Origin of the sequence: Pedobacter sp. MR2016-19, assembly GCF_014947265.1 — a bacterium.
In the GTDB taxonomy this organism is placed as follows: Bacteria; Bacteroidota; Bacteroidia; order Sphingobacteriales; family Sphingobacteriaceae; genus Pedobacter.
Map to the genome: position 1 here is coordinate 1 of NZ_JADCNK010000020.1, position 25,709 is coordinate 25,709.

At 37.1% G+C, this 25,709-nt stretch carries 26 protein-coding genes; 15 read left to right on the top strand and 11 right to left on the bottom strand.

Annotated elements, in window-relative coordinates:
* Positions 1 to 27 precede the first annotated feature (27 nt).
* From bioA to IM793_RS20005, 3 genes are read right to left on the bottom strand one after another with little or no spacing between them, the layout of a single operon-like run.
* Positions 28 to 1,329 carry an adenosylmethionine--8-amino-7-oxononanoate transaminase gene (gene bioA / locus IM793_RS19995; RefSeq protein ID WP_193424407.1) on the bottom strand — a complete coding sequence of 434 codons (1,302 nt, stop codon included), beginning with the start codon at positions 1,327 to 1,329 and terminating at the stop codon, positions 28 to 30.
* A gap of 5 nt (positions 1,330 to 1,334) precedes the next feature.
* Positions 1,335 to 1,787: an NUDIX domain-containing protein gene (locus IM793_RS20000; protein ID WP_193424409.1), complete on the bottom strand. Its 453-nt coding sequence runs from the start codon at positions 1,785 to 1,787 to the stop codon at positions 1,335 to 1,337.
* A complete protein-coding gene (locus tag IM793_RS20005) occupies positions 1,774 to 2,760 on the bottom strand; it encodes a cation diffusion facilitator family transporter (protein ID WP_193424411.1) in 987 nt (328 codons plus the stop codon). Before IM793_RS20005 ends, IM793_RS20000 begins: the two co-directional genes overlap by 14 nt.
* Before the next feature lie 113 nt (positions 2,761 to 2,873).
* Here IM793_RS20005 and IM793_RS20010 point away from each other — a divergent pair, with 113 nt between their 5' ends.
* Positions 2,874 to 4,070, top strand: a complete 1,197-nt coding sequence (locus IM793_RS20010; RefSeq protein ID WP_193424413.1) for a pyridoxal phosphate-dependent aminotransferase — start codon at positions 2,874 to 2,876, stop codon at positions 4,068 to 4,070.
* A gap of 609 nt (positions 4,071 to 4,679) precedes the next feature.
* On the opposite strand, the gene IM793_RS20015 is transcribed toward IM793_RS20010, so the two are convergent.
* The gene (locus IM793_RS20015; protein ID WP_193424415.1) at positions 4,680 to 5,924 is read right to left on the bottom strand and encodes an ABC transporter permease; all 1,245 of its coding nucleotides are present in this window, start codon (positions 5,922 to 5,924) and stop codon (positions 4,680 to 4,682) included.
* Between the two features lie 201 nt (positions 5,925 to 6,125).
* On the opposite strand from IM793_RS20015, the gene queA reads away from it, so the two are divergent.
* Both queA and IM793_RS20025 read left to right on the top strand, forming a co-directional pair.
* Positions 6,126 to 7,175, top strand: a complete 1,050-nt coding sequence (gene queA / locus IM793_RS20020) for a tRNA preQ1(34) S-adenosylmethionine ribosyltransferase-isomerase QueA (RefSeq protein WP_121283305.1) — start codon at positions 6,126 to 6,128, stop codon at positions 7,173 to 7,175.
* A 74-nt stretch (positions 7,176 to 7,249) separates the two neighbouring features.
* Entirely contained in the window at positions 7,250 to 7,915 is a 666-nt protein-coding gene (locus IM793_RS20025) for a 2-C-methyl-D-erythritol 4-phosphate cytidylyltransferase (RefSeq protein WP_193424417.1), read from the top strand.
* A gap of 511 nt (positions 7,916 to 8,426) precedes the next feature.
* Here the strand turns inward: IM793_RS20025 and IM793_RS20030 are convergent.
* The 6 genes from IM793_RS20030 to IM793_RS20055 all read right to left on the bottom strand — a co-directional run bounded on the left by IM793_RS20030 (position 8,427) and on the right by IM793_RS20055 (position 11,615).
* On the bottom strand, positions 8,427 to 8,585 hold the full coding sequence (locus tag IM793_RS20030) for a lmo0937 family membrane protein (protein WP_109924584.1): 159 nt from the start codon (positions 8,583 to 8,585) through the stop codon (positions 8,427 to 8,429).
* Positions 8,586 to 8,753: 168 nt separating this feature from the next.
* On the bottom strand, positions 8,754 to 8,975 hold the full coding sequence (locus IM793_RS20035; RefSeq protein ID WP_010603503.1) for a DUF2795 domain-containing protein: 222 nt from the start codon (positions 8,973 to 8,975) through the stop codon (positions 8,754 to 8,756).
* Between the two features lie 85 nt (positions 8,976 to 9,060).
* On the bottom strand, positions 9,061 to 9,609 hold the full coding sequence (locus tag IM793_RS20040; protein WP_193424419.1) for a cob(I)yrinic acid a,c-diamide adenosyltransferase: 549 nt from the start codon (positions 9,607 to 9,609) through the stop codon (positions 9,061 to 9,063).
* A gap of 82 nt (positions 9,610 to 9,691) precedes the next feature.
* Positions 9,692 to 10,450, bottom strand: a complete 759-nt coding sequence (locus tag IM793_RS20045; RefSeq protein ID WP_121283302.1) for an ABC transporter ATP-binding protein — start codon at positions 10,448 to 10,450, stop codon at positions 9,692 to 9,694.
* A gap of 145 nt (positions 10,451 to 10,595) precedes the next feature.
* The gene (gene gatC / locus IM793_RS20050; protein ID WP_193424439.1) at positions 10,596 to 10,886 is read right to left on the bottom strand and encodes an Asp-tRNA(Asn)/Glu-tRNA(Gln) amidotransferase subunit GatC; all 291 of its coding nucleotides are present in this window, start codon (positions 10,884 to 10,886) and stop codon (positions 10,596 to 10,598) included.
* A 3-nt stretch (positions 10,887 to 10,889) separates the two neighbouring features.
* Positions 10,890 to 11,615: a 1-acyl-sn-glycerol-3-phosphate acyltransferase gene (locus IM793_RS20055; protein ID WP_193424441.1), complete on the bottom strand. Its 726-nt coding sequence runs from the start codon at positions 11,613 to 11,615 to the stop codon at positions 10,890 to 10,892.
* A gap of 758 nt (positions 11,616 to 12,373) precedes the next feature.
* Between IM793_RS20055 and trpS the strand changes: the two genes are divergently transcribed.
* From trpS to kdsB, 3 genes are all read left to right on the top strand, one after another.
* Positions 12,374 to 13,372, top strand: a complete 999-nt coding sequence (gene trpS, locus IM793_RS20060) for a tryptophan--tRNA ligase (RefSeq protein WP_132397380.1) — start codon at positions 12,374 to 12,376, stop codon at positions 13,370 to 13,372.
* 78 nt (positions 13,373 to 13,450) lie between these two features.
* The gene (locus tag IM793_RS20065; RefSeq protein ID WP_090500686.1) at positions 13,451 to 14,065 is read left to right on the top strand and encodes a deoxynucleoside kinase; all 615 of its coding nucleotides are present in this window, start codon (positions 13,451 to 13,453) and stop codon (positions 14,063 to 14,065) included.
* 83 nt (positions 14,066 to 14,148) lie between these two features.
* Positions 14,149 to 14,928, top strand: coding sequence for a 3-deoxy-manno-octulosonate cytidylyltransferase (gene kdsB / locus IM793_RS20070; RefSeq protein ID WP_193424443.1), 780 nt, complete (start codon positions 14,149 to 14,151; stop codon positions 14,926 to 14,928).
* Between the two features lie 106 nt (positions 14,929 to 15,034).
* Here the strand turns inward: kdsB and IM793_RS20075 are convergent, their stop codons facing one another.
* Positions 15,035 to 15,988 carry a GNAT family N-acetyltransferase gene (locus tag IM793_RS20075; RefSeq protein WP_193424445.1) on the bottom strand — a complete coding sequence of 318 codons (954 nt, stop codon included), beginning with the start codon at positions 15,986 to 15,988 and terminating at the stop codon, positions 15,035 to 15,037.
* Between the two features lie 267 nt (positions 15,989 to 16,255).
* Between IM793_RS20075 and IM793_RS20080 the strand changes: the two genes are divergently transcribed.
* The 9 genes from IM793_RS20080 to yidC all read left to right on the top strand — a co-directional run bounded on the left by IM793_RS20080 (position 16,256) and on the right by yidC (position 25,623).
* Positions 16,256 to 16,798, top strand: a complete 543-nt coding sequence (locus IM793_RS20080) for a hypothetical protein (RefSeq protein WP_193424447.1) — start codon at positions 16,256 to 16,258, stop codon at positions 16,796 to 16,798.
* A gap of 184 nt (positions 16,799 to 16,982) precedes the next feature.
* The gene (locus tag IM793_RS20085; RefSeq protein WP_193424449.1) at positions 16,983 to 17,366 is read left to right on the top strand and encodes a hypothetical protein; all 384 of its coding nucleotides are present in this window, start codon (positions 16,983 to 16,985) and stop codon (positions 17,364 to 17,366) included.
* 16 nt (positions 17,367 to 17,382) lie between these two features.
* On the top strand, positions 17,383 to 17,853 hold the full coding sequence (locus IM793_RS20090) for an HAD domain-containing protein (RefSeq protein WP_193424451.1): 471 nt from the start codon (positions 17,383 to 17,385) through the stop codon (positions 17,851 to 17,853).
* Between the two features lie 12 nt (positions 17,854 to 17,865).
* The gene (locus tag IM793_RS24885) at positions 17,866 to 18,126 is read left to right on the top strand and encodes a hypothetical protein (protein ID WP_227256328.1); all 261 of its coding nucleotides are present in this window, start codon (positions 17,866 to 17,868) and stop codon (positions 18,124 to 18,126) included.
* Positions 18,127 to 18,196: 70 nt separating this feature from the next.
* On the top strand, positions 18,197 to 18,343 hold the full coding sequence (locus IM793_RS24890; protein WP_227256329.1) for a hypothetical protein: 147 nt from the start codon (positions 18,197 to 18,199) through the stop codon (positions 18,341 to 18,343).
* Between the two features lie 144 nt (positions 18,344 to 18,487).
* Positions 18,488 to 21,265 carry an outer membrane beta-barrel protein gene (locus tag IM793_RS20100; RefSeq protein ID WP_193424452.1) on the top strand — a complete coding sequence of 926 codons (2,778 nt, stop codon included), beginning with the start codon at positions 18,488 to 18,490 and terminating at the stop codon, positions 21,263 to 21,265.
* A gap of 6 nt (positions 21,266 to 21,271) precedes the next feature.
* Complete coding sequence (locus tag IM793_RS20105; RefSeq protein ID WP_193424454.1) at positions 21,272 to 22,033, top strand: GLPGLI family protein; 762 nt, start codon at positions 21,272 to 21,274, stop codon at positions 22,031 to 22,033.
* A 159-nt stretch (positions 22,034 to 22,192) separates the two neighbouring features.
* A complete protein-coding gene (locus tag IM793_RS20110; RefSeq protein WP_193424456.1) occupies positions 22,193 to 23,809 on the top strand; it encodes a CTP synthase in 1,617 nt (538 codons plus the stop codon).
* 20 nt (positions 23,810 to 23,829) lie between these two features.
* Positions 23,830 to 25,623 (top strand): membrane protein insertase YidC, encoded by a 1,794-nt coding sequence (gene yidC, locus IM793_RS20115; RefSeq protein ID WP_193424458.1) that lies wholly within the window; start codon positions 23,830 to 23,832, stop codon positions 25,621 to 25,623.
* Positions 25,624 to 25,709: the final 86 nt, after the last annotated feature.

Consider the following 25,709-nt stretch of genomic DNA (forward strand, 5'->3'; position numbering starts at 1 on the left):
TAGCGTCTCGCTACGACCTAAAAGCACCTATACTTCTTCTAAAGCCGATTTTATGGATGTATAAATATAATCCAGATCTTCATCGCTGATTATATATGGTGGAAGGATATAAATAATATTGCCCAATGGCCTTAATATAATCCCCTTATCTAAAAAGTAGGCATACAATAAATTACGCAAATTACTTAAATAAGAAGTTTCATTTCCTGTTTCCCACTCAATAGCGATAATGGTACCGGTTTGCCTAACTGCTTTAACTTTAGGATGCGCTTTAATCTCCTGTAAAAACAAAGCGTGTTTAGCCTCTATCCTTTTAATATTGGCCAGTGTTTCTTCCTGCAATAAAATATCTAAACTTGCTAAAGATGCTACACAGGCAATCGGGTTAGCAGTAAAAGAATGTCCGTGGTATAATGTTTTTAATTTATCATCACTTAAAAAGGCTTCAAATATTTCATCGGTGCAGGTCGTGATACCTAAAGGCATAGTACCGCCTGTTAAACCTTTACTCAAACAAATAATATCAGGTTTGTGTTCTAATTTCTCGCAGGCGAAGTAAGTGCCTGTCCGGCCAAAGCCCGTCATTACCTCATCAGCAATAATTAAGATACCTGCTTTTTTACAGGCAGCAACCAGTTCATCAAGATATTTGGCCTCGTACATCAACATTCCACCCGAACCTAAAATTAGGGGTTCGAAGATGAAACAAGCGGTATCTGTAAGGTTTGAGATGTGAGATGTAAGGTGTGAGATATTGCTCTCATCGGGCAGATCGATAAACTCAACATCGAATAATAAACTAGTAAAAGCATCGGTAAAAATACTGCGCCCACTTACTGACATGGCGCCAAAAGTATCGCCGTGATAGGCATTTTTAAAAGCTAAAATCTTCGTTTTAGGAGTACCTTTATTGTCCCAGTACTGCAGGCACATTTTTAAGGCTACCTCTACTGCTGTTGATCCGTTATCAGTATAAAAAACTTTATCTTGTTTGCCAGGCAATATGGGCAAGAGCCTTTCCGCAAGTAGTACAGCTGGCTCGTGTGTAAAACCTGCAAAAATTACATGTTCGAGTACAGTGAGCTGTTCGGCTACTTTTTGTGCGATGTGAGGGTGTGAATGGCCATGAATATTCACCCACCAGGATGAAACCGCATCGATATACCGTTTTCCGTTCTCATCAAAAACGTACACCCCTTCACCTCTCACAATCGGGATGTGCGGCAACGCATTCTTCATTTGGGTATAAGGATGCCAGATCACCTTTTTATCGCGTTCTGTTAGATTGAGTTCGGAAAAAGAAGTGGAAACTTGGGAATTATCAGACATCATAATTATACTTTAACTGAATATTGATTTTTTAAAAGCTGAGCTACAGTTTTATCTGTTTTAAAGGTGATATCTCCGATGTTTAAATCTTCAATTTTTACCCACCTGAAAGCCTGAAGAATTTCGCCTGATCCATCGAAATCGTAAATCGTATCCTTAAAGGCCAATAGCAAGGGAGCTTTTTCTTTAACGAGATAATACACGCTAATCACCTGGCTATCATTAAATGAAGATTTTTCAAAAAAATCTGTGGTATAAAAATGAGACAATACTTCAATTTTGGCGTTACACTCTTCCACAAACTCACGTTTTAATCCGTCAATTAAACCTTCACCAAACTCTAAACCACCACCCGGAAATTTGCTGAAACGAAAACCATATTCCTCTTCATCACTTACCAAAACCTCGTTATTCTGGTTAATTAACAATCCATAAACCCTGACATTAAAGTAGCTCATTTTCGAAATGCTTTTTATTTTTGATTACAATTTCAGGTGTCCACACAATTTCTTTTTTAAAAGCCTCTGCCCTCACCGGACATTCGCTCATGTGGCAATAATTACAGCATTCGGGCAAACATGGATCTGCATGTATAAAAAGCTCTGCTTTACGAACGCCATTTTTATTGATCAATTCATCAATCTGCGAGATTTCCCGGTGAACCTTATTTAAGTCAAAATAATAGGGCAACGTTACGTGGCAATCGATGTGAAATTCAGGGCCATATTGCTGCGTACGCAGGTTATGTACATCAATCCATGGATTGTGCCTGTTCTTCTGCAAAACATCTACTACTTCTTCAACCAGGATAAAATCGCTTTCATCCATTAAACCACCCACCGAACCACGGGTGAGTTTATAACCAGAATAAACAATGTAAAAGCCTACAAAGAAGGAGAGTAAGCTATCCAACCAAATAATATTTGTCAGCTGAATTAAGATTAATCCAATCACAATTGCACCGCTTGTATAAGTATCAGTTAATAAATGTTTGCCATCAGCCTGCAAGGTAACCGAATGTTCATCTTTACCAACGTTTATAAGATACAAACCAACAATCAGATTAATCAAGCCAGTAATACCAATGATCAGCGTTCCGGTTAAAAGCTCACCCACTACATGAGGATAAATAAAGTTGTACGATGATTTGAAAATAATCACCACGCCCGCAATCAAAATCAATATTCCTTCAACAAAGGCAGAGAAAAATTCAACTTTTCCATGTCCATATGGATGATTTTCGTCGCGGGGTTGCGTACTCAGATAGATGCTATAAAAGGCGAAACTGCCCGCTATTACGTTTACAATACTCTCCGCTGCATCTGTTAAGATTGCGTTTGATCCCGTAATAAAATACGCTGCAAACTTGGCCAGCATCAGCACCACACTCACCACCAGAGAAATTATTATCGCTTTCTTTTTTACCGACACAAGGATATTTTTTTCAAAAATACGCTTATCGAATAAATTAAATAAGAAAAACTATGTCTTTTTTAGTGCAGAATAATATTTGGTTTATATATTTGCGCTCAAAGTAATTAACCATGAGCACCTTATCCAAAAGAATCAACAACCTTTCCGAATCTGCAACCCTTAAAATGACTAAACTTGGTCGCGAATTAGCGTCTAAGGGTATTAACATCATTAGTTTAAGCGTTGGCGAACCCGATTTCAATACACCCGATCATGTCAAAAATGCTGCTAAACAGGCATTAGACGAAAATTATACACGTTATTCGCCGGTACCCGGCTATCCAGACCTGCGCCAGGCAATCGTAAACAAGTTAAAAACAGAAAACAACCTGGATTATGATATTTCGCAAATCGTTGTTTCAACAGGTGCAAAACAATCTCTATCAAATGTTATTTTAACCTTGATAGATCAGGACGATGAAGTAATTATTCCAACGCCTTACTGGGTTTCTTACTCAGAAATGGTAACGCTGGCGGAAGGAAAATCTGTTTTTATTGACACGGATATCGAAAGCGATTTCAAAATTACTCCTGAACAATTAGAAGCAGCAATTACGCCGAAATCGAAATTATTTATGTTTTCTTCGCCTTGTAACCCAACAGGTTCGGTCTACAGCAAAGAAGAATTAGCAGCGTTGGTGGCCGTTTTCGAAAAACATCCTGATATCTATATCTTATCTGATGAGATTTATGAACACATCAACTTTGTTGATAAACATGAGTCGATTGCTCAATTCGACAGCATTAAAGACCGCGTAATCATTGTTAATGGTTTCTCTAAAGCTTTCGCCATGACAGGCTGGAGATTAGGTTACATTGCAGCCAATAAAGAAATTGCAGCCGCTAACGATAAATTGCAAGGACAAACAACTTCTGGAACATGTTCTATTGCACAAAGAGCAGGAATTGTTGCTTACGAGCAAGGTTTAGCAAGTGTTTTAGAAATGAAAGAAGCATTTTTACGCCGTAGAGAATTGGTTTATAACCTGTTAAACGAAATTCCAGGGGTAAAAACAAATCTTCCTGATGGGGCATTTTACTTCTTCCCTGAAATCAGTTCTTTCTTTGGTAAAAAAGATGCAGATGGAAACGTAATTAAAGATTCATCAGATTTAGCTTTATATTTATTAAACGTTGGTCACGTTGCGACCGTTGGTGGCGATTCGTTTGGAAACAATAACTATATCCGTTTATCTTATGCAGCATCCGACGAAAGTTTAGTTGAAGCACTAAGAAGAATTAAAGAAGCTTTAGGTAAATTAGCCTAGTCTTTTGCAATTGGCTGTTTTCAGTTGACTTAATATAATAAAAACCCCTCGTTATTAAATTTAGCGAGGGGTTTTATTTTCTATAGTATGATCATCATCTTGACTACATTCCCATCTCCAGGCCGTCATCTCGACAGGAGCACAGCGTAGTAGAGAGATCTATAACAACAAATCCCTTTGTGTTTGGTTCCTCACTGACCACTAGAATAATATTTTTGATTTGAAAATGAAAGCCAGCATTTCATCGGAGGTTTCAGCCCTTCTTTCCGTTGCAAGTCCTCGCTGCGCTGTGGGCTTTCCACTGCAATAAGGTTTATGAACAATGGGCATTGCAACTGAAAACTAAAAACTGTCAACTACTATAGTCCTCGTTTGTAACGAGGATTAATGAGAAAGGCGATTTTATCGCCAGAAATCTTCTTATTTAATTCAGACCTCATAAGAGTATTTCTTTATACTTTGAAAATGAAAGCAAGCATCCCATCGGAGAATCCAGTCCTTCTTTCCGTTATATTCCTCGCTATGCTGCGGGCTTCCACTTCAATAAGGTTTATTCACTACGGTAAGTGCAGACAACTGCAAATTGCTAACTAAAAACTACCAACTGAATTAACTTCTAATCGCCTCTACCGGATCTAATCTTGATGCTGAATATGCCGGCCAAAAACCAGATATCGTGCCAATAATAATCGATATTCCAATACCCAAGGCAATATTATTCATACCCAATATAATATGGAAATCTGTGGCAGCACCAATCCCCAGTGCGAGTAAAAAAACTAGTAATAAACCCAGCAAACCACCTAAAATACATAACGAAATGGATTCGAATATGAATTGAAGCAGGATGAAATAATTTTTCGCACCCAATGATTTCTGGATACCGATAATATTGGTACGCTCCTTAACTGATACAAACATGATATTGGCGATACTAAAACCACCAACCAAAATCGAAAACCCACCAATAACCCAACCGGCAATATTTACCATTTTAAACATCGAATCTAACTGGTTGGAAATAATGGTCGTTTTATTTAACGCAAAATCTTCTTCCTGGCCAGGTTTAATTCTATGGATGGAGCGCATTAAGCCTTTCAATTCGCTTTCCACTTCTTCTAAACTCACATTATCCTTACCACGAACGGTAATTTGCGGACCATAACGTTCACTCTGGATATCTAAAATACCTTTTGCAAAAGCAATGGGAATATTTACATTTTTATCAAGAGAAGTACCCAACATATCTTCCCCTTCTTTTTTAAAAACGCCTACAACAGTCAATCTTCTTCCTAAAATCTGAACCTGTTTACCTACCGCCGCATCTCCATCAAAAAGTCCATCGGCGATATCAGAACCTAAAATACAAACCGGAGATCCGTTTTTACTTTCATTTTCAGTAAAATACCGGCCATCCTGAAGCTCAAAATTCCAGGTTTTATTAAAATCGTGAGACGCCGCCCATACTGAAATCCCTTCAACCGAACTGCTTCTGTACTTGATGGTCCTATCGCTGGTCGATATTTCGAAGGTAACGCCTTGTGCATTTTCAATTCTTTCCCGCAGGGCTTCAAAATCGCGCAACGAAGGCTGAGGACGGTTCATATATTTCCACCATGGGTAATTATCGCCAAAACTCCAGGGCCACTTTTGAACATAAATGGTGTTAGAACCTAATTTATCTACACTGGCCTGCAATTTACCACGAAAAGTATCTACTGCAGAAAATACGGCAATAATGGTAAAAATGCCAATTGTTATAGCCAAAAGCGATAACATGGTGCGTAATTTATTCTGGCGCAATGCATCAAATGCAAAACGGAAACTCTCGCCTATTAGCCTAAAGATTATCATAATTAAAGGTTAGATGCAAAGCCTCTCAAAAGGTTACAGCTTATCTTCAAAACTAATTAATTTTACGTCTACAAATGCATTAATCGCACTGTATTATTTGATTTAAAATGTTCAAAACATAATATACACAAATTGCGTTTGATAAAATACGAAAAAGAAAAATTAAATTCGTATTTTTGCACCTCAAAAAATTCATCAAGAATGAAATTATCACAATTCAAATTCAACTTACCTGAATCATTAGTTGCCAACAATCCGGCAGAACAACGCGATGAAGCTCGCCTGATGGTTTTACACAAAGACAGCGGTAAAATTGAACATAAAATTTTCAAAGACGTTTTAGGTTATTTCGATGACAAAGACGTAATGATATTAAACAACACGAAGGTTTTCCCAGCCCGTTTATACGGCAATAAAGAAAAAACCGGTGCAACCATCGAGGTTTTCTTACTACGTGAATTAAACAAGGAATTACGTTTATGGGATGTTTTAGTAGATCCGGCACGTAAAATCCGCGTAGGCAATAAATTATATTTTGGCGACGACGATTTATTGGTTGCCGAAGTTGTAGATAATACCACATCACGTGGTCGTACTATCCGTTTCTTATTCGAAGGAACTGACGAAGAATTCAGAAAAAACGTTGAAATTTTAGGCGAAACTCCTCTTCCTAAATATATCAAACGTAAAGCTACCGCCGAGGATAAAGAACGTTATCAAACCATTTTTGCTAAACACGAGGGTGCAGTAGCAGCTCCAACTGCTGGTTTACACTTTAGCCGTGAGCTAATGAAACGCCTTGAGCTTAAAGGTGTAGAATTTGCAGAAGTAACTTTACATGTTGGTTTAGGAACTTTCAGAACCGTTGAGGTTGAAGACCTGACCAAACATAAAATGGATTCGGAGCAGTTTATCATCGAACCAAAAGATGCGAACATTGTAAACAAAGCTTTAGAGGATAAAAGAAAAATCTGTGCTGTAGGAACAACTTCAATGCGTGCTATCGAATCGGCTGTTTCTGCTAACAGAACCTTAAAAGCAGCTAACGACTGGACCAGTAAGTTCATCTTCCCTCCTTACGACTTTAGTATTGCTAACTCAATGATTACCAATTTCCACACTCCGGAATCTACTTTATTGATGATGGTTAGTGCATTTGGCGGATATGAAAATGTAATGAATGCTTACGAAGTTGCAGTAAAAGAAAAATATAAATTTTACAGCTATGGCGATGCCATGCTAATTATATAGATTTGAGTATTGAGATATGAGATTTGAGTTAATCAGGTCTCATATCTCAAATCTATCATCTCATATCTTCAAAAATGAAATACTACGCTATAATTGTAGCAGGCGGTTCTGGCAATCGGATGCAAACAGAAACCCCAAAACAATTTCTACTGCTCAAAAACCTTCCGGTTTTAATGCATACGATAAAAGCTTTTGCACAAAGCGATACTCAACCTAAAATTTTATTAGTCCTAAACAAAGATCAGCAGGCTTACTGGGCCAGATTATGCGAAGAATTTAATTTCCACATCCCGCATCAGGTTATCGACGGCGGAACAGAGCGTTTTTACTCTGTAAAAAATGCAATCTCAGCTATTGATGAGGAAAGTTACATTGCCATTCACGATGCTGTACGTCCACTCGTTTCCAAATCTCTTATAGACACGTGTTTTAAAGCAGCAGAGCTACAGGGAAATGTTATTGCCGCAGTACAATCCAGCGATAGCGTACGCTTGCTTAGAAACGACAAAACAACGGCATTAAATCGTGATGAAATCTTTCTGGTTCAAACACCTCAAACTTTTAGCCATAATATTCTTAAAGAAGCCTACAACCAGGAGTTTAAAGCCCATTTCACCGACGATGCAAGTGTGGTAGAATCTATCGGGTATGAGATTAATATCATCGAAGGAGAAAGAGGAAATATTAAAATCACCTACCCAATTGATCTTGAACTGGCAGAGTTATTATTGAAGAGCTAAAAGTTTAAATTCGAAAAAATATACCCTTAGAGAGAAGTTCTGCTGTTATTTTAAAAACTTGCTCTCACCATGATGAATAATTTATTTTGTAAAAATCAATATAAATAATAGTGGATTTTAAGGAGATAAACAGCTCCGAAGTATCGTCATTTCGACCGTAGTGGAGAAATCTTTAAATTTCATTTCGATATTTTTCTTTAAAAAGATCTCTCCGTTGCGCTGCACTTCATCCGATAGCTATCGGATCGAGATGACGAACCTTTATTGGAATCCGTCATTAATAGCAGACCTTTAGCGGTCTGCCAAAGGTAATTCATTTCAGGGGTCTATTTTATAGAATATGTAACCATGTAGTAGCTACAATACAATTGATAACAATATTTTTAACTTGTAAGAAATAGCATGACGGTCGCAAAAAAAGGAGTTCTAAAAATGAAACTCCTTTTTTTAATCCATCTATTTTCAAAGTGTTCCCTACTTCTGAACGAATGAATGTCGGTGCGATATATTTTTACGCCGCCCTGCCAATTACTTTTAATAAGATGGCAATTACTGCGATTACCAATAATACGTGGATGATACCACCAACATCGCCGAAGCCATGAAATACAAATCCGATCACCCATAGTATTACCAATACTACTGCGACTAAATACAATAAATTTCCCATAGTGTTAATTTTTTTAGTAAGTTACATTTTGCATTATTAACACACGGCTTTTAGATTTTGTTTAAAAAATGTAAATATTTTGCTTATCCAACTGATTTACACCATTAAAATAATAAACAAAAAAACCTTCCAGTTTTACTGAAAGGTTCTTTTATCTGTTTTAAAATCCTAGTATTCGTCCTCGTTAAAGAAGAAATCTTCTTTAGTTGGGTAGTCAGGCCAAATTTCCTCAATAGTTTCATAAGGCTCGCCATCATCTTCTAATGCCTGTAAGTTTTCAATTACTTCTACCGGGGCACCAGAGCGGATACCATAATCAATTAATTCGTCTTTAGTTGCAGGCCATGGTGCGTCTTCCAAGTGCGATGCTAATTCTAATGTCCAATACATATCGTCAATTCAATTAAATTCCTATTCTTATTATTGCGCAAAGTATATTAAAATTTTTGAGCAAAACAAACTTATTTTTCCACTATTATACCCGAGGAATCCAAATGTTTTCTTCAGCCTCAAAATAGACCGACAGTTTTCGTGCCAAAACAAATAAATAATCGCTTAAACGATTCAGATAAACTGTTACCCGCTCATCTACAAAGCTATTTTCTGCAAGCGCGACTGTCAAACGTTCTGCCCTTCTGCAAACACAGCGTGCAATATGGCAGTAAGAAACAACAGTATTTCCGCCAGGTAGCACAAAATGTTTCAAGGCAGGCAACTTTTCGTTCATTAGATCCATCTCATTTTCCAACAGGGTAATATCAGTATCGTGCAGATCGGGGATCTTCATTTTAGATGTTTCCGGGTCTGCAGCCAGCGATGAACCAATGGTAAATAACCTATCCTGAATTTCTTTTAGCAGTTTCTGGTCGTACGCCTCAATATCCTGACACATAATTAAACCGATGTGCGAATTTAACTCGTCAACAGTACCATAGGTTTCGATACGTAAATGATATTTAGGTACACGCGTACCACCAATAAGTGATGTTTGGCCCTTATCGCCAGTTTTAGTGTAGATTTTCATTTAGAAAGGTTAAAGGCAAAAGGTTTAAGGTATAGGGTTTTAAAAGCCTTAAACCTTACGCCCTAAGCCCTTAACCTTAGTGCTAGTTTATTTTCTCCCAATCGCTACCGTTATCTTTCAATGCCTGCAAGCGTGGAGATACATTTTTTATATCAGTGTTTAAATAATCATTTTCAATCAAACCATCACGCATACGTACAATGCGGTGGGCATGCTGTGCAATATCTTCCTCATGCGTAACTAAAATAATGGTATTGCCTTTACTGTGAATTTCTTCAAGCAGTCCCATAATTTCTATTGATGTTTTGGTATCTAAGTTACCGGTAGGCTCATCGGCCAGAATAATAGAAGGATTATTGATTAAAGCCCTGGCCACTGCCACACGCTGACGTTGACCACCTGAAAGTTCATTGGGTTTATGATCCATACGATTGCCTAAGCCAACATTTTCCAATGCTTTAGCTGCCCTCGCATCCCGATCCTTTTTACTTGTTCCGGCATAAATTAAAGGTAAAGCAACATTATCAAGAGATGTTGATCGTGGCAATAAGTTAAAAGTTTGGAAAACGAAGCCAATTTCCTGGTTGCGTACTTCTGCCAAGGCATCATCACTCATTTGACTTACATTCGTTCCATTTAAAATATATGTTCCGCTTGACGGCGTATCCAAACAGCCTAAAATATTCATCAGGGTTGATTTACCAGAACCAGACGGGCCCATCAATGCTACGAATTCGCCTTTATTGATATCTAAAGAAACTGATTTTAAAGCGTGAATCACTTCAGATCCAATAACATATTTACGGCCAATTTCTTTTATAGTGATGAGTGGTTTCTCCATGTTTTTTCTTTTTTAGACAAGCGTAAAGGGTAAGATGTTACAAGAGGGATAAAAATTACCACACAAATGTTAAGCTTAAAAATGCTGAATTAAATTTACTGCGTGACTTTCCGCTGCGCTACAGGTCAGCATGACGATTACACCATTACTTTTCAATAATTTTTGGAACCATAAAAAATTGGTCAGTATGCTTTGCTGCATTTTTCAGACCATCAGCGGTAGTTATTTCCTGCTTAACTACATCTTCCCTCCAAACATTTACCGATTCGTTCATATAAACCAAAGGTTTTACATTTGAGGTATCCAATTCGTTTAACTTTTCCATGAATGATAAAATTTTGTTCATTTCAGGGATCAGTGTATCCACCTGCTTTTCATCAATATGAATTCGGGCCAGATCGGCTATTTTATGGATGGTTTTTGTGTCTAAATTCATATTCTAAATTAACTTGCTCTCAATCAAACTGTGAACCCTTTCTTTCAATACATCAGAATCAACATCAGCCAAAGTTGAGGTGTTTATGGGTTTGTGGACGTAAATATCGCAAATTCCCGGCTTACTTCCATACTTTGCGCCATCATCCCAATTAATTTTCCAAACATTGGTGATACTCACAGGTACCAGAGGAATATTTTTATCAATGGCTAAACGAAACGGACCATTTTTAAATTCGCCTAACTTCGGTGGATAATGGTCATCAATTTTACCTTCTGGAAAAATGACCAGACTCATCCCCTTTTCAAGGTTTTCGCCAGCTTTTTTAAATGCTTTAAAAGCAGAAATCTTACTGTCACGGTTTACAGAAATATCTATGGTTTTGAAGAAAATGCCCAATACAGGATTATTCAATAACTCATCTTTTCCCATAAAATGGAATTTTCCATGCCCCATGATGCAAAAAATCATAATATCAAGATTAGAAGTATGATTGGCACAATAAATATAAGTTTGTTTAGGATTAAGCTTTTCTTCGTAGTGGTAGCGAAAAAAAACACCCGAAAACAGGCTACATAAAAAACTATTGGCTTTACGGAAAAAGTTTAAAATACCGTAATATTTTTCATTACATGAAGTAATGTAGTAAAAGGGATAAAAGAGAGCGAAAAAAAACAGTATCCAGAATAGAAACCATATCCGGTGTACTTGCCTTAGAATGTTGGTCATAGCTATACCAAAAATATAAAATAGTTTGATATTTCAAACTAAGGATCAAGATTGTGGTGAGGAACAGCCAATTCACAGATCTCTCCACTTCGCTGCGCTCCGGTCGAGACGACCGCTTGATGAGGATTCTCGATTCCATGATGCTAGCAGGTTAAAACGGCTCATGCTTGCAGAAACCTCTGTTTATAAACCTTATTGAAGTGTAAAGCCCACAGCGAAGCGAGGACTTGAAACAGAAAGAAGGACTGAAGCCTCCGATGAAATGCTGACTTTCATTTTCAAATCAAAAATATTATCTTAGTGGTCGGTGAGACACCAAACACGAAGGGATTTATTGTTACAGATCTCTCCGCTACGCTGTGCTCCGGTTGAGAGGACGACCGCTTGATGAGGACTCTGGATTCGATGATGCTAGCGGGTTAAAACGGCTCCATGCTTGCAGAAACCTTTGTTTATAAATCTTATTGAAGTGTAAAGCCCACAGCGCAGCGCGGAATGCAACGGAAAGAAGGACTGAAATCTCCTATGAAATGCTGGCTTTCATTTTCAAATCTATTAATAAATCTTGTGGTCGGTGAGACACCAACCATTAGAGGGAGATATAGTTTTGCGTGAGAGACCAAGCGCTATGAAAAGCTAAACATAGATCTCTCCGCTACGTTGCACTTCGGTCGAGAGGACGACCACATTAAAAATCTTATCATTAAAATCAAGGCGATTATGATTTGCTTGTATTTTATTTTTAATTTCGTGCCATTATGAAAGAAACAGTGGTGAGTGGCATTCGCTCAACAGGAAAATTACATTTGGGTAATTATTATGGTGCAGTTAAAAATTTTGTTCAAATGCAGAACGAATATAACTGCTACTTTTTTATCGCCGATTTACATTCTTTAACTACACATCCAACTCCAGCCGATTTACATGGAAATATTAAACATGTTTTGGTTGAGTACCTGGCAAGTGGAATCGATCCAGAAAATAGCACTATTTATATACAAAGTGATGTTCCCGAAATTGCGGAACTATATTTATACCTAAATATGAACGCTTATATGGGTGAATTAGAGCGTAGTACTTCTTTTAAAGATAAAGTACGTGCCAACCCCGATAACGTAAATGCAGGTTTATTAACCTATCCGGTATTAATGGCAGCCGATATTTTAATCCATAAGGCGACCAAAGTACCTGTTGGAAAAGATCAGGAACAACATTTAGAGATGGCCCGTACTTTCGGAAACCGTTTCAATAGATTGTATAATACCGAATATTTCCCTGAACCATACGCTTTTAGCTACTCTGATAAACTGGTTAAAGTACCAGGCTTAGATGGAAAAGGCAAAATGGGCAAATCAGAAGGTGAAGCCAATGCTGTTTATTTATCAGATGACCCCGAAACCATTCGTAAAAAAGTAATGAGAGCGGTTAGTGATGGTGGTCCGACAGAAGAGAACCAACCAAAACCTGAACCGATCCAGAATCTTTTCGATTTAATGAAAGTGGTATCGAGCGTAGATACCCATCAGCATTTTGACGACCTGTACAACAAAATGCAGATCCGTTATGGCGATTTCAAAAAGCAACTGGCAGAAGATATGATTATCGCTACTGCACCAATGCGCGAGCGTATTCAGGACATTGCCAAAGATGATTCCTATTTAAGGCAGGTAGCTAAACATGGTGCATTAAAGGCTCGTGAAAGTGCTCAAAAAACCATCAGAGAGGTTCGCAGTTTAATCGGGTTTAAAAGTTTTTAATTAATATTACGGTAAGCGGCTGGCGGTTGGCGCTATAATCGCCTTACGCAAAACGCTCACCGCAAAACGAAAAAAAATATGCACATAGCAATTGTAGGAAATATAGGTGCCGGTAAAACTACTTTAACGGGTTTATTGGCTAAGAATTATGGATGGGAAGCTTTATACGAGGCTGTGGACAATAACCCTTACCTGGAAGATTTTTACAGCGACATGAAACGTTGGAGCTTTAATCTTCAGATTTATTTCCTGAACAGCCGCTTTCAGCAAATCACTGATATTGAGGTTAATAAACGTAATGTAATCCAGGACAGAACCATTTACGAGGATGCACATATTTTTGCAGAAAACCTCCACGATATGGCCTTAATGACCACCCGCGATCACGATAATTACAGGGCTATTTTTGACAATATTACTTCTTTTATTAAACCACCAGATTTATTGGTTTACCTGCGTGCATCGGTCCCTACCTTGGTTAACAATATTCAGCGCCGTGGCCGGGAATACGAAGCAGGTATCCGTATCGATTACCTTTCTAAACTAAACGAAAAATACGAAGCCTGGATTAAAGGTTACAAACTCGGAAAATTATTAATTTTAGATAAGGATAAATTAGATTTTACCAATAATCCGGAAGATTTAGGAACGGTAATCCAATCTATAGAGGCGGAGATTAACGGTTTATTTTAATCCAATCCTCTGAAGTGGAGTTAAATTGTGGTAAATGGTTGAATATTTGTATTTGCTTTTTATCAATTTTACCTGAATAACATATGATTGATAAAAATTCATCAGTAAATGCGAAGATTATAGGCATTATTCCGGCGCGATATGCCTCTACCCGCTTTCCGGGAAAACCTTTGGTGGATATTGCCGGGAAAAGCATGATCCAAAGGGTTTATGAGCAAGCATCGAAAGCCGAAAGCTTATCAAAAGTAGTAATTGCCACCGATGATGTACGGATTGCAGATGAAGTGACCAGATTTGGTGGAGAATTTATCTTTACCTCCTCTAATCACCAAAGCGGAACAGACAGGTGCTCAGAAGTGATTGAAACTTTAACAGGATACGATATCGTGATCAATATCCAAGGCGATGAACCTTTTATCGAACCTGCCCAGATCGATTTATTGGCAAGCTGTTTTATTGAAGAAAAAGTACAGTTAGCAACATTAATCAAATCTATTCAAAGTCAGGAAAGTGTATACAATCCCAATAGCCCTAAAGTGGTGATTGATGTGAATGGCCGGGCGATGTATTTTAGCCGGAGCCCAATTCCTTTTATCAGAAATGGTGAACCAGGCGTATGGGCAGAGAAACACCAGTTTTATAAACACATCGGGATTTACGGTTACCGCACAGAGTCGTTAAAAGCCATTACCAAACTTCCTCCATCCTCTTTAGAGATTGCCGAAAGTTTGGAACAGCTGCGCTGGATTGAAAATGGATTTTATATCCAAACCAAAGTTACCGACCTTGAAACTGTTGCTATTGACACCCCTGAAGATTTATTGAAATTAAATAATCTATTGGAGGCACTGAAGCACGAGTAAGTTATTGGTTCATTAGTCATTAGTTGGTTGATAGTTTGATGGTTCATGGCTAAGTGCTAATGACTTGAGCCCAATCTTCTTCGGATTCCTGACTGCCGACTTCGGACTATTTTACCACCAGTTCCATCTGAATATTGCATCGTGCGTAAGGCGTAGGCTTGCCTGCCACTTTTTTAAAACCCAATTTGTGGTAAAGATTTATGGCCGGTTTTAAAATGGTATTACTTTCTAAATAAATTTTAGAGGCACCTAATGACCTTGCTTTTTCAACAATGGCACTCGCCAGTAAAAACCCAACATTTTTTCCCTGGGCTTTTGGCGATACGGCCATTTTAGCGAGTTCAAAATCATACTCGTCATCATCCATCTTAATTAATGCACAAACGCCTAAGGGTTCACCTTCGTAAAGCGCAACAAGAATAAAACCTCCCTGATCTAAAATATAGCCTTGAGGATCATCTAAAGCTTTATAATCAGATTCTTCCATGGTAAAATACTTTGAAATCCATTCTACATTCAGCGATCTGAATATTTCCTGGTATTTGGGCAGGTAATCTACAATTTCAACCTTTAAACTATCTCTTTCCTTTTTCTTTTCGATTACCCTTCTTAACAAGTTTTTTTGCTCCAGTAAAAATTCCCATTCGCCTATTGCTTCCCAAAGTTTATGCTGCGCTTGTGCCGAGATCTCTTCAATAGCGGCATTTACATCAATGAGCTGATCTTTTATTTCTTTAGAGATCTCCACTCCTTTTTTAGAAAGGCTCACTACATTTCTACGCCCGTCGGCCTTGTCTTTACTTTCTTTAACATAACCTTTTTTCAGCATCTCACTGATAATTTTGCTGACAGATGGGTGAGAATGGCCAATATCTTTAGCCAGTTCGGTTATCGTTTTTTCTTTTCCCTGTACTAAAGCATAAAATACAGGAAACCACTTGGGCTGCATATCAATATGATACAACTTATAAATTTGCGCAGCATCTTCAGTCACCTTATCAGTCAACATTCTTAACCTGCTGCCAATGGCTACTTTGCCTACTTCTTCAAAAAAATTCATAACATAAATTACGTAATCAGTTACGCAAATATAATAACAAAATTGACCTATCCAAAACATTTTACGGTATCGCTAATCTTTGCGTATTTTAGTTTATCTATAACAAAGCAAACACACTTCAACACCGTTAGGCTAGGAAAATTATTTTAATGTTCAGAATAATTTAAACAGCAATTGCCTAATGGATATTTCGATTTTCAATTGTGGTTATCGGGTGGTCACTCCTTTTAATTTTAAACCACATGATAAAATTTGTAGTTTTGAAATATGAGAAATACATCGCTCTTCCTTGCTATCTTTCTTCTAGCGCTTGTTGCCTGTAATTCGAATGGCAAAAAAGAGACCAATGCCATTGAGTTTAAAAATGTGAACCAAAGTCTGGCTAAATCTTTTTCTGATTTAAAACGTTTAGACACTTTTAAGATAGAACTCACCGGCAGAAAACCCGAAGAAATGGTGTTGAATTTCACGATCAAAAATGCTGATGGAAAAGAGATTTACAATGCTAAAATCAAGGGAACAGAACTGGTTAACAATACCGACCCAAATGTTGACCTTTCGAAAGAGAAAGACCAGGTTATTTTCCTAAAAACCATTGCAGACGACTTTTTCAGTGATGATAATTTTCTGGAGCCAGCAGTAATGCCCGAAGATAAGGCGGATAAATACACACCAGATAAGGCACTTTATGAGGAACTAAAAAAATCAGGTTTAAACGGCTTTAAATACCGTTTAGGAAAAGAGAACAACATTTATATTGCCTGGAGCGAAAAAGAACAAAAGGTGAAAATTTATTATAATTGTTGTTAAGCTATTGTCCTAATCATAAAATTAATTACTATATTTATTTGAATACGTAACATATATATAGTTGCGCTAAAATCTATTCTTATTTTCTGCTTAGTTCGATAATGTTTTATCTATAAATCAGACATCATATTTTGATGTTAGCTAAGCACTAAAAACATCCCATGAAATTTATAAAAAGAATAATATGGGGGATATCAATAGCGAAATTATTTCTGAAAATTTAAAGTCAAAAAGGATTGACTTACTTTCAACACATACCAAACTTTCGATACCGGTAATTAACCGGATGTATAAAAAGATGATTAACGGAATTAAATTTGATGACATTAAGGTAAGTGATAACTTTATAATAGATGGTCATCACCGTTATATTAGTTCGATATTGGCAGATATTGATCTAGGGAGGGTACCATCATGTAAAACCAGCGCAACAAATGTATGTGAATGGCACAAAGTAGAATTCGTTGATGAAGAATGGGACACGGAGTTAAAGATCAAGAGAATGAATGAGTTAGATGCAAAGTTTAACAATATATCGATAGAAAAAATATTCGAATTGACAAAATAAAACGTAAATTTGTATTATGTTTTTATTATTAGACATAGACGGAGTAATGGTACCTGCTAACTCATGGAGAAGACCAGAGATTTTAGCAGATGGCTTTGTTGAGTTTAATCCAAAAGCTGTTAAAGCACTAAATAAAATCCTCTATAATCATGATTTTGAAATTGTTCTTACCACTTCGCACAAGTTTAAGTACAGTTTGAATCAATGGCTCGATATTTTTAAAACAAGAAATATCAGTTTAAGCAAAATTGGCCGCCTTCCGGATAACATCGATTTAATTAACAGAAAGAGTGAGATCCTAAACTGGTTTAAATCACAAGATAATAATGATGATTTCATTATCCTTGACGACGATAAATCGCTTAATGATTTGCCTCAATCTTTAAAACAACGATTGATCCAAACCAGCGCATCGGTTGGTTTAACTGATTATTTGGCAGATGAAGTACTCGAACTTGCTGAAAAAAGTCATAACGAATTTGCTTAAGGAATCTTTCTTATGAAAAAATCTGGTTTTATAGCAAATCGCTTAAGAGAGATTTTTTTAAATGGCTATTGGATAGCCAATACCAATTATAGAGATCAGTTAGAAAAAATTACCTGGCAACAGGCCATTCATCAGGTAGAAAATTTAAATACCATTGCGGCCATAACCTATCATATCAATTATTATTTAGCCGGAATTTTAACTGTATTTAATGGTGGTCTGCTAGAAATAAAAGACCAATATAGTTTCGATCTTCCCCCCTATACATTCTGAAGCTGATTGGAATAAATTAGCTTCCGAATTATTTGACAATGCTTCAGTTTTTGCTATCGCAGTAGAAAAAATGCCAGATAAAAAGTTAGACGAGATATTTGTAAACGAAAAGTATGGCACTTACCTACGGAGTATAGAAGCTGTAATTGAACACAGTTATTACCATTTAGGGCAGGTTGTACTCATCAAAAAATTGATTTTGACAGCAGGGAAATAAAATGCCATCATTCTGTATATTAAGCTTTCCCTCCTCTTTTCACCATAAAAAAATATTTTAATATTTATTCATAAACTAAATAAATAGTTGTATTTTAGAGCACGTAACCAAACACAGATTATTTAACGTTTCTCTAAAACATACATGCTCAAGCAACTCTTCCTGGTTTTTATTTTTTCATTACTATTTTTCCCGGCACTGGCACAAAAAGCAAGCATAAAAGGCGTTGTAGTTGATACCGTCGAGAAAAAAAAATTACAAAACAGTTCTATATTACTGATATCAGGTAAAGATTCCGTTTTAGTTAAAGATACTCGAGCCAAGGCCAATGGCGAATTCGAATTATCGAACCTAAAAAAGGGCAGTTATACTTTAGTCATCACCTTCCCTAAAATGGCCGATTATATCAGAGACATCCAGTTGTCAGATTCATCTAAATTTAACTTGGGTAATATTGCAATGGATAGCAAAGCTACACTTTTGAATGAGGTGACAATCAAGGCACAAAAACAGGCCATTAGCATGAAAGGCGACACGATAACCTACCAGGCAGATAGCTTTGCGGTTAAGCCACATGCCAACTTGCAGGATCTGCTAAGGCGATTACCGGGAATTGAGGTGGATAAAAATGGTGCAATAAAAGCAGGTGGAAAAGATGTAAATACGCTTTTGGTTGATGGAGAAGAATTTTTTGGCGATGATCCGCTTCTGGCCCAGAAATACTTAAAGGCTAATGCAGTTAGTGAAGTTCAGGTTTACGACAAAAAAACCAAAGAGGAAGAATTATCGGGAATAAAAGAGGGTGATGCCAAGGAGAAGGTGATGAATATTAAACTCAAGGAGAATGCTAAAAATGGCTATCTGAGTACGCTGGATGCCAGCAGCGATTTAAATCATTTTCAAAATGTTGGGGGCATGGCTGGTATCTACAAAAGTAAATTAAAAGCTGCAGTGTTTGGATTTAACTCTAATACCAACCAGGATTCGAAAGCAAGTGAAGCCATGAGCAGATTAAAAGGAAATGATTATGATGTAATTGAAGTTGGCGATGATGGCAGTACCGTTATGATTATGTACGGCAATCGAGACGATGATGGTTTCTCGCCAACAGACGGCTTGCCTGATATCACCAGTTATGGCGCACATTTCTCCGATAAATGGAATGAAAATAAAGTAGGTCTGAAACTCAATTATAAAGGCAACAATCGGGACGTTATAGATAGAACAACCTCTAAAAACCAGTCACTATTGCCAAATGGAACAAATTTCTTTAGTTCCGGCAGTGCAAACAGCGAAACTAAGAGTTCGGGCCAAGGTTTAAAAGGAAGCGTTGATGTTAAGATAGACTCGCTGTCTACATTAAAAATATCATTTGCTGAGAGCAAAAACAAAAACAGTGATGAATACAAAAGCACTAACGAAACCAAAAACGGCGCAGGATTTTTTGTAAACAACAGTGATCAAACAAACAACAGCAACGGAGTTGACAATCTGTTTAACGGCAATATCAATTATTCGAAAAAGTTTGCCAAAAAAGGAAGAACGCTGTCTATCGATTTACAACCAGAAACCAAAAATGGTACCAGTCTTGGCAACAGTAAAAGTGTAACTAATTATTATGATGACAATGGCGTAACAAAAGGGCCGCCGATCACTCAGGACTTCCTCAATGATAACTCGGGCAGGGAAACCTCATTTGGCGCAAGAATATCGTATACTGAACCGCTGAACAAACAATTCTCCTTGCAAACCGCCTATAGCTTTAAAACGGTAAACTCCAATAGCCATAAACTCGTTTTCGATAAGTCATTAAATAATAAACGGATCGATTCGCTAAGTAATAATTTCGATTTCAATAATTTTTCGAATATAGGTAAGGTTGTATTACAATATCGGGCAAAGAAATTTACTTTATCTGGCGGTGCAGAGGCTACACAAACAACATTCGAGCTGAATGATTTAGACCGCAGCAACAAATTTAACCGCAATTATTTAAACTGGGCACCACAGAGTAACCTCAACTATAAACTCGGTAAAAACACAAGTGTATCCTTAAACTATAACGGAAATACGCGACAGCCCAGCTTGGATCAACTACAACCAATCAGGCAAATAAACAATCCACTTTACGAAATAAAAGGTAATCCAAATTTAAAACCATCTTTCAATAATAATTTTGGCTTTAATTTAAACACCTACCAGCAAAAATCGCAGATGTACGCTTATGTGTATGGGGGCTACAGTTTTACTAAAAATGCAGTGGTGAGCACGAGTACAGTAGATGAGGTAAACAAAACCACAAGCAGTTACATCAATCTAAATGGGAATAACAATTTTTACGCAGGCGCAAGTTTTAATAAAAGTTTCAGCAAAATTAATTTTAATACAGGCTTAAATGCGAGTTATAACCATTCAAACTCGGTTTCTATTTTAAACAATAAACTAAATGAAAATGTAAATAATAGTATCAGTTTACGTCCTCGCCTCAGTTATTATAGCGATAAACTTCAAATTCAGTACGATCCGTCCTTTACCTTTTCAAACAGCCGCTCATCCACCGGATCCATAAATAATGGTAAAAACTTTTACCATAACCACGAAATCTCCGGTACGATAGAACTGCCATACAATACCGAATTCAATACCTCAATATCATTATCATACCAGCCTGCCAATGCTTCGTTCAGCAGGCCGGTAAATATTGCCATCTGGAATGCCTATTTATCAAAGAAGATGCTTAAAGCCCAGGAACTGGAATTAAAAATAGCGATTTCAGATATTTTAGCCGAAAGAATCGGTTACAATCGATACGTTGGCGGCAACAGTATTAGTGAGAACACCAACAGTTTTATTCCAAGGTATGTCCTGATCGGTGTCACCTATAATTTAACCGGAAACTTTGTTAAACAAGACAAAAAATAACATCAGATGAAACATTTAGGATTAAGCATAATTTTATTTTTTGCAGTTACCATAATCAGGGCACAAACTGTTTTCATCAGAAGTGCAAAAATAACATTTGAAAAAAAGATAAACCAGAAGCAGCAAATTGCAGAAAACGATTGGATGTCAGACGATGCTAAAGATAAAATGAGCAAATACAGGACTTCCAGCTGGGATTATAGTTTTAACGACAGTAGCTCCATTTATAAAGTTAAACCGAAGGAAACCTTAAACGACAATAATTTCTTCTTTATTGCTGGTGAGAATACAAATGAAATGTATACCGATTTTAGCAAAAAAGCAAGGGTAATAAGAAAGCCAATAAATGGCGAAGATTTCATTTTAAAAGACACTATCCCCCATCTCCAATGGAAAATTATGCATGATGTGCGCCAGATTGCAGGTTACGAATGCCGTAAAGCAACAACCGTAATAAACGATTCTGTTACTGTAGTGGCCTTTTATACCGATGAGATTTTATTAAAAGGTGGCCCGGAAGGATTTACCGGTTTACCCGGAATGATATTGGGTTTGGCCATACCACGCTACAACACCACCTGGTTTGCCACCAAGGTGGAAGCGAAAAATGTTCCGATCTTAAACATCGCACCTCCGGCAAAAGGAAAGAGAACCGATACGGAAAAAGATTTCAAAAAAATGGTCGACCTCTATACCCGTTATGATGATAAAAAGAATCCCAGAAAGATAGAAGCTATTAAAAAAGAACTTTATACGCTGATACTTTAAGTGGCATACCCCCTAAAACAGTCAATATCAAGCACATAAAACCATTAAAAAATATTCATGCAAAACCTAATCGAGTGATAATTTTTTGTACCTTTGTATCCCGTACAAAAACAATTAAACAGGCTCAAAACCCCTGCTTAATTCCACAAATTATCAATCATGACAAAGTATATTTTTGTTACGGGCGGTGTAACTTCCTCTTTAGGTAAGGGCATCATTTCCGCATCTTTAGCTAAACTTTTACAGGCACGTGGCTACCGTGTAACCATCCAAAAATTCGATCCGTACATTAATATCGATCCAGGAACATTAAACCCATACGAACATGGCGAATGTTTTGTAACTGAAGATGGTGCTGAAACCGATTTGGATCTTGGTCATTATGAGCGTTTCCTTAACGTTCCAACTTCGCAGGCAAATAACATTACTACTGGCCGCATTTATCAAAACGTAATTAGCAAAGAGCGTAAAGGCGAATATTTAGGCAAAACGGTACAGGTAGTTCCACATATTACCGACGAGATTAAACGCAACATGCGCATTTTGGGCGATAGCGGTGAATTCGACATTGTAATTACTGAACTTGGAGGAACAGTTGGCGATATTGAATCTCTACCATTTATCGAAGCTGTTCGTCAGTTTAAATGGGAAGAAGGCAGCTCCAACGCAATTGTTATTCACTTAACCCTCGTTCCTTATTTAGCCGCTGCAGGTGAATTAAAAACCAAACCAACACAACACTCAGTTAAAGCTTTGTTGGAGTACGGAATACAGCCGGATATATTGGTTTGCAGAACCGAGCATCACATTAGCCCTGAGATCAGAAAAAAAATTGCTTTATTTTGTAACGTTAACATCAATGCCGTAGTCGAATCGATGGATGCATCTACTATTTATGATGTGCCATTGTTGATGTTAAAAGAGCAATTGGATAAAACTGTTTTATCGAAATTAAAACTGCCTACCAAGAACGATCCGGATATGGAAAGCTGGAAAGATTTCCTGGGTCGTTTAAAAAACCCAACTGCCGAAGTAAAAATTGGCCTGATTGGTAAATATGTAGAATTACCTGATGCTTATAAATCAATTATCGAATCTTTTGTACACGCAGGTTCGAAAAACGAATGTAAAGTAAGGGTAGAATATATCCACTCTGAAGGTATTTTCCCGGATAACGTAAAAGAAAAATTGGGACATTTACAAGGTGTTTTAGTGGCACCCGGTTTTGGTAGCCGTGGTATTGAAGGTAAAATTGATGCCATCAAATATGTTCGCGAGAACAATGTGCCTTTCTTTGGGATCTGTTTGGGTATGCAATGTGCAGTTATCGAATTTGGCCGTAATGTTTTAGGTTTGAAAGATGCACACACGACTGAAATTGAAGAAAATTCGGCAAATCCGGTCATTAACATGATGGAAGAGCAGAAAAAAATAACCAATAAAGGTGGAACAATGCGTTTAGGCTCTTATCCTTGTGATATCAAAAAAGGAACAAAAGCATTTTCTATTTATGGTAAATCGCATATCAACGAGCGTCATCGTCACCGTTACGAATTTAATAATGCTTATTTAAAGCAATATGAAGATGCAGGAATGATTGCGTCAGGTATGAATCCGCAAACCAATTTGGTTGAAATTGTGGAGCTAAAAAATCATCCGTTTTTCGTTGGCGGACAGTTTCACCCAGAATTAAAATCAACAGTTGCTAATCCTCACCCACTTTTTGTTAAATTTGTCGCCGCTGCAATGGAGTTTGCAAAAAAGAAAACGAATTAAAAGCAGTATATACATAAATAATGGATAGAAATACCTTTACAGGACTGTTCCTGATTATGATCATTTTGGCAGGATCATTCTACTTTTTGAAGCCGAACGAGGCTGAAATAAAAAAAGCCAAAGAAACAGAGCGTTTAGATTCTTTGAAAAAAGCTGGCGTTACACCAGTACAAAAAGATACCACCAAAACTGCAGCGATTGCTAATCCTGCTGTAGATTCTTTAGCCTTAAAAGGCCCTTTTGGCACTGCTTTAACGGGTACTGAAGCTAATACGGTTCTGGAAAACGAAAAATTATTAATCACTTTAAGCAATAAAGGTGGTAAAATTACATCTGTTGAAGTTAAAGGGCAAAAAACCTTTACCGGTAAACCACTTATTTTATTTGCTGGTAGCGAAAACAAGTTTGGTTTAAATTTAAACGCAGCTGGTAAAGTAATTAATACCAACGATTTATATTTTACTTCGACAAAAACAGGCAATACGGTTACCATGCGTGCCAACTATGGCGCCAATGCTTACGTAGAATATGTTTACGATTTAAAGGCCTTAAGCAACAAAGTAGCTTTCAATGTTAATTTAGTTGGCTTACAACAGGTAATTGCAGGTAATACGATTGGTTTAAATTGGTCGACTATCTTATTACAACAAGAAAAATCGATCGAAAGTGAACACCGTTATTCTGCACCATATTACAAATATTTAGATGGTGATGTAAACCACCTTAGTGTTTCGAAAGATGAGAAAGAAGAATTATCGAAAGGTAAAATCCAATGGTTCTCTTTCAAGCAACACTTTTTCTCAGCTTCTTTAATCTCGAAACAAGCTTTCGAAAAAGGAAGTTTAGAAGTTAAAATACCTACAGCTCCTGGCCAGGTGAAGTTTTATGATGCCAATATGCAATTGCCATATGCGCATACTGCAAACCAGGCTTATGAAATGGAATTTTATTTCGGAACCAACAAATTCTCTGCCCTAAAAGCACAGGGTTATGATTTAGAGCAGCAGGTTGATATGGGTTACTGGCCATTGAAATACATTAACCGCTTTATTGTGTTACCGGTATTTAACTTCTTAAACAGCTTTGGCTGGAACTACGGTTTAATCATTCTGGTATTAACCATCTTGTTAAAACTTGCTTTATCACCACTTACTTACAAGTCATACCTATCGATGGCTAAAATGCGTGTATTGAAACCAGAAATGGATGAAATTAAAGCTAAAGTAGGTGAAGATAACCCAACATTGGTTCAACAGGAATATTTAAAACTATATAAGAAAGCGGGGGTAAATCCTTTGGGTGGATGTTTGCCAATGGTATTACAGTTGCCTTTGGTAATGGCCTTCTTCTTCTTTTTCCCGAACTTGTTTGAGTTACGCGGTGAGAGTTTCTTGTGGATGAAAGATTTATCAACCTATGATGAGTTTATCAAATTTGGTGTAAAAATCCCTTTCATTGGCGATCACTTAAGTTTAATGTGTGTATTGATGACCATCTCTACATTAATTATGACTTATTTCAATAACCAGGTTTCTGGAGCAACAGGCCAAATGAAATACATCGGTTATATTATGCCGGTTATTTTCTTAGGGGTATTGAACAGCTACCCTGCCGGATTAAACTATTATTATTTCTTAGCCAACTTAATGACTTTCGGACAGCAGTTCTTAATTCGTAAAATGGTTGATGATGATAAAATTCATGCTTTAATTCAGCAAAACAAAGCCAGACCAGCTGACGAGAAAAAGAAAAAATCTAAATTCCAACAGCGTTTAGATGACTATATGCGTCAGCAACAACAAGCTAAAAAGTAATTTAGCCTTTAATGATATGAAACCCCTCGATTGCTTAAAGTAATCGGGGGGTTTTAGTTTTAAGCAGAGGTCGTGGAGCTAAGAGC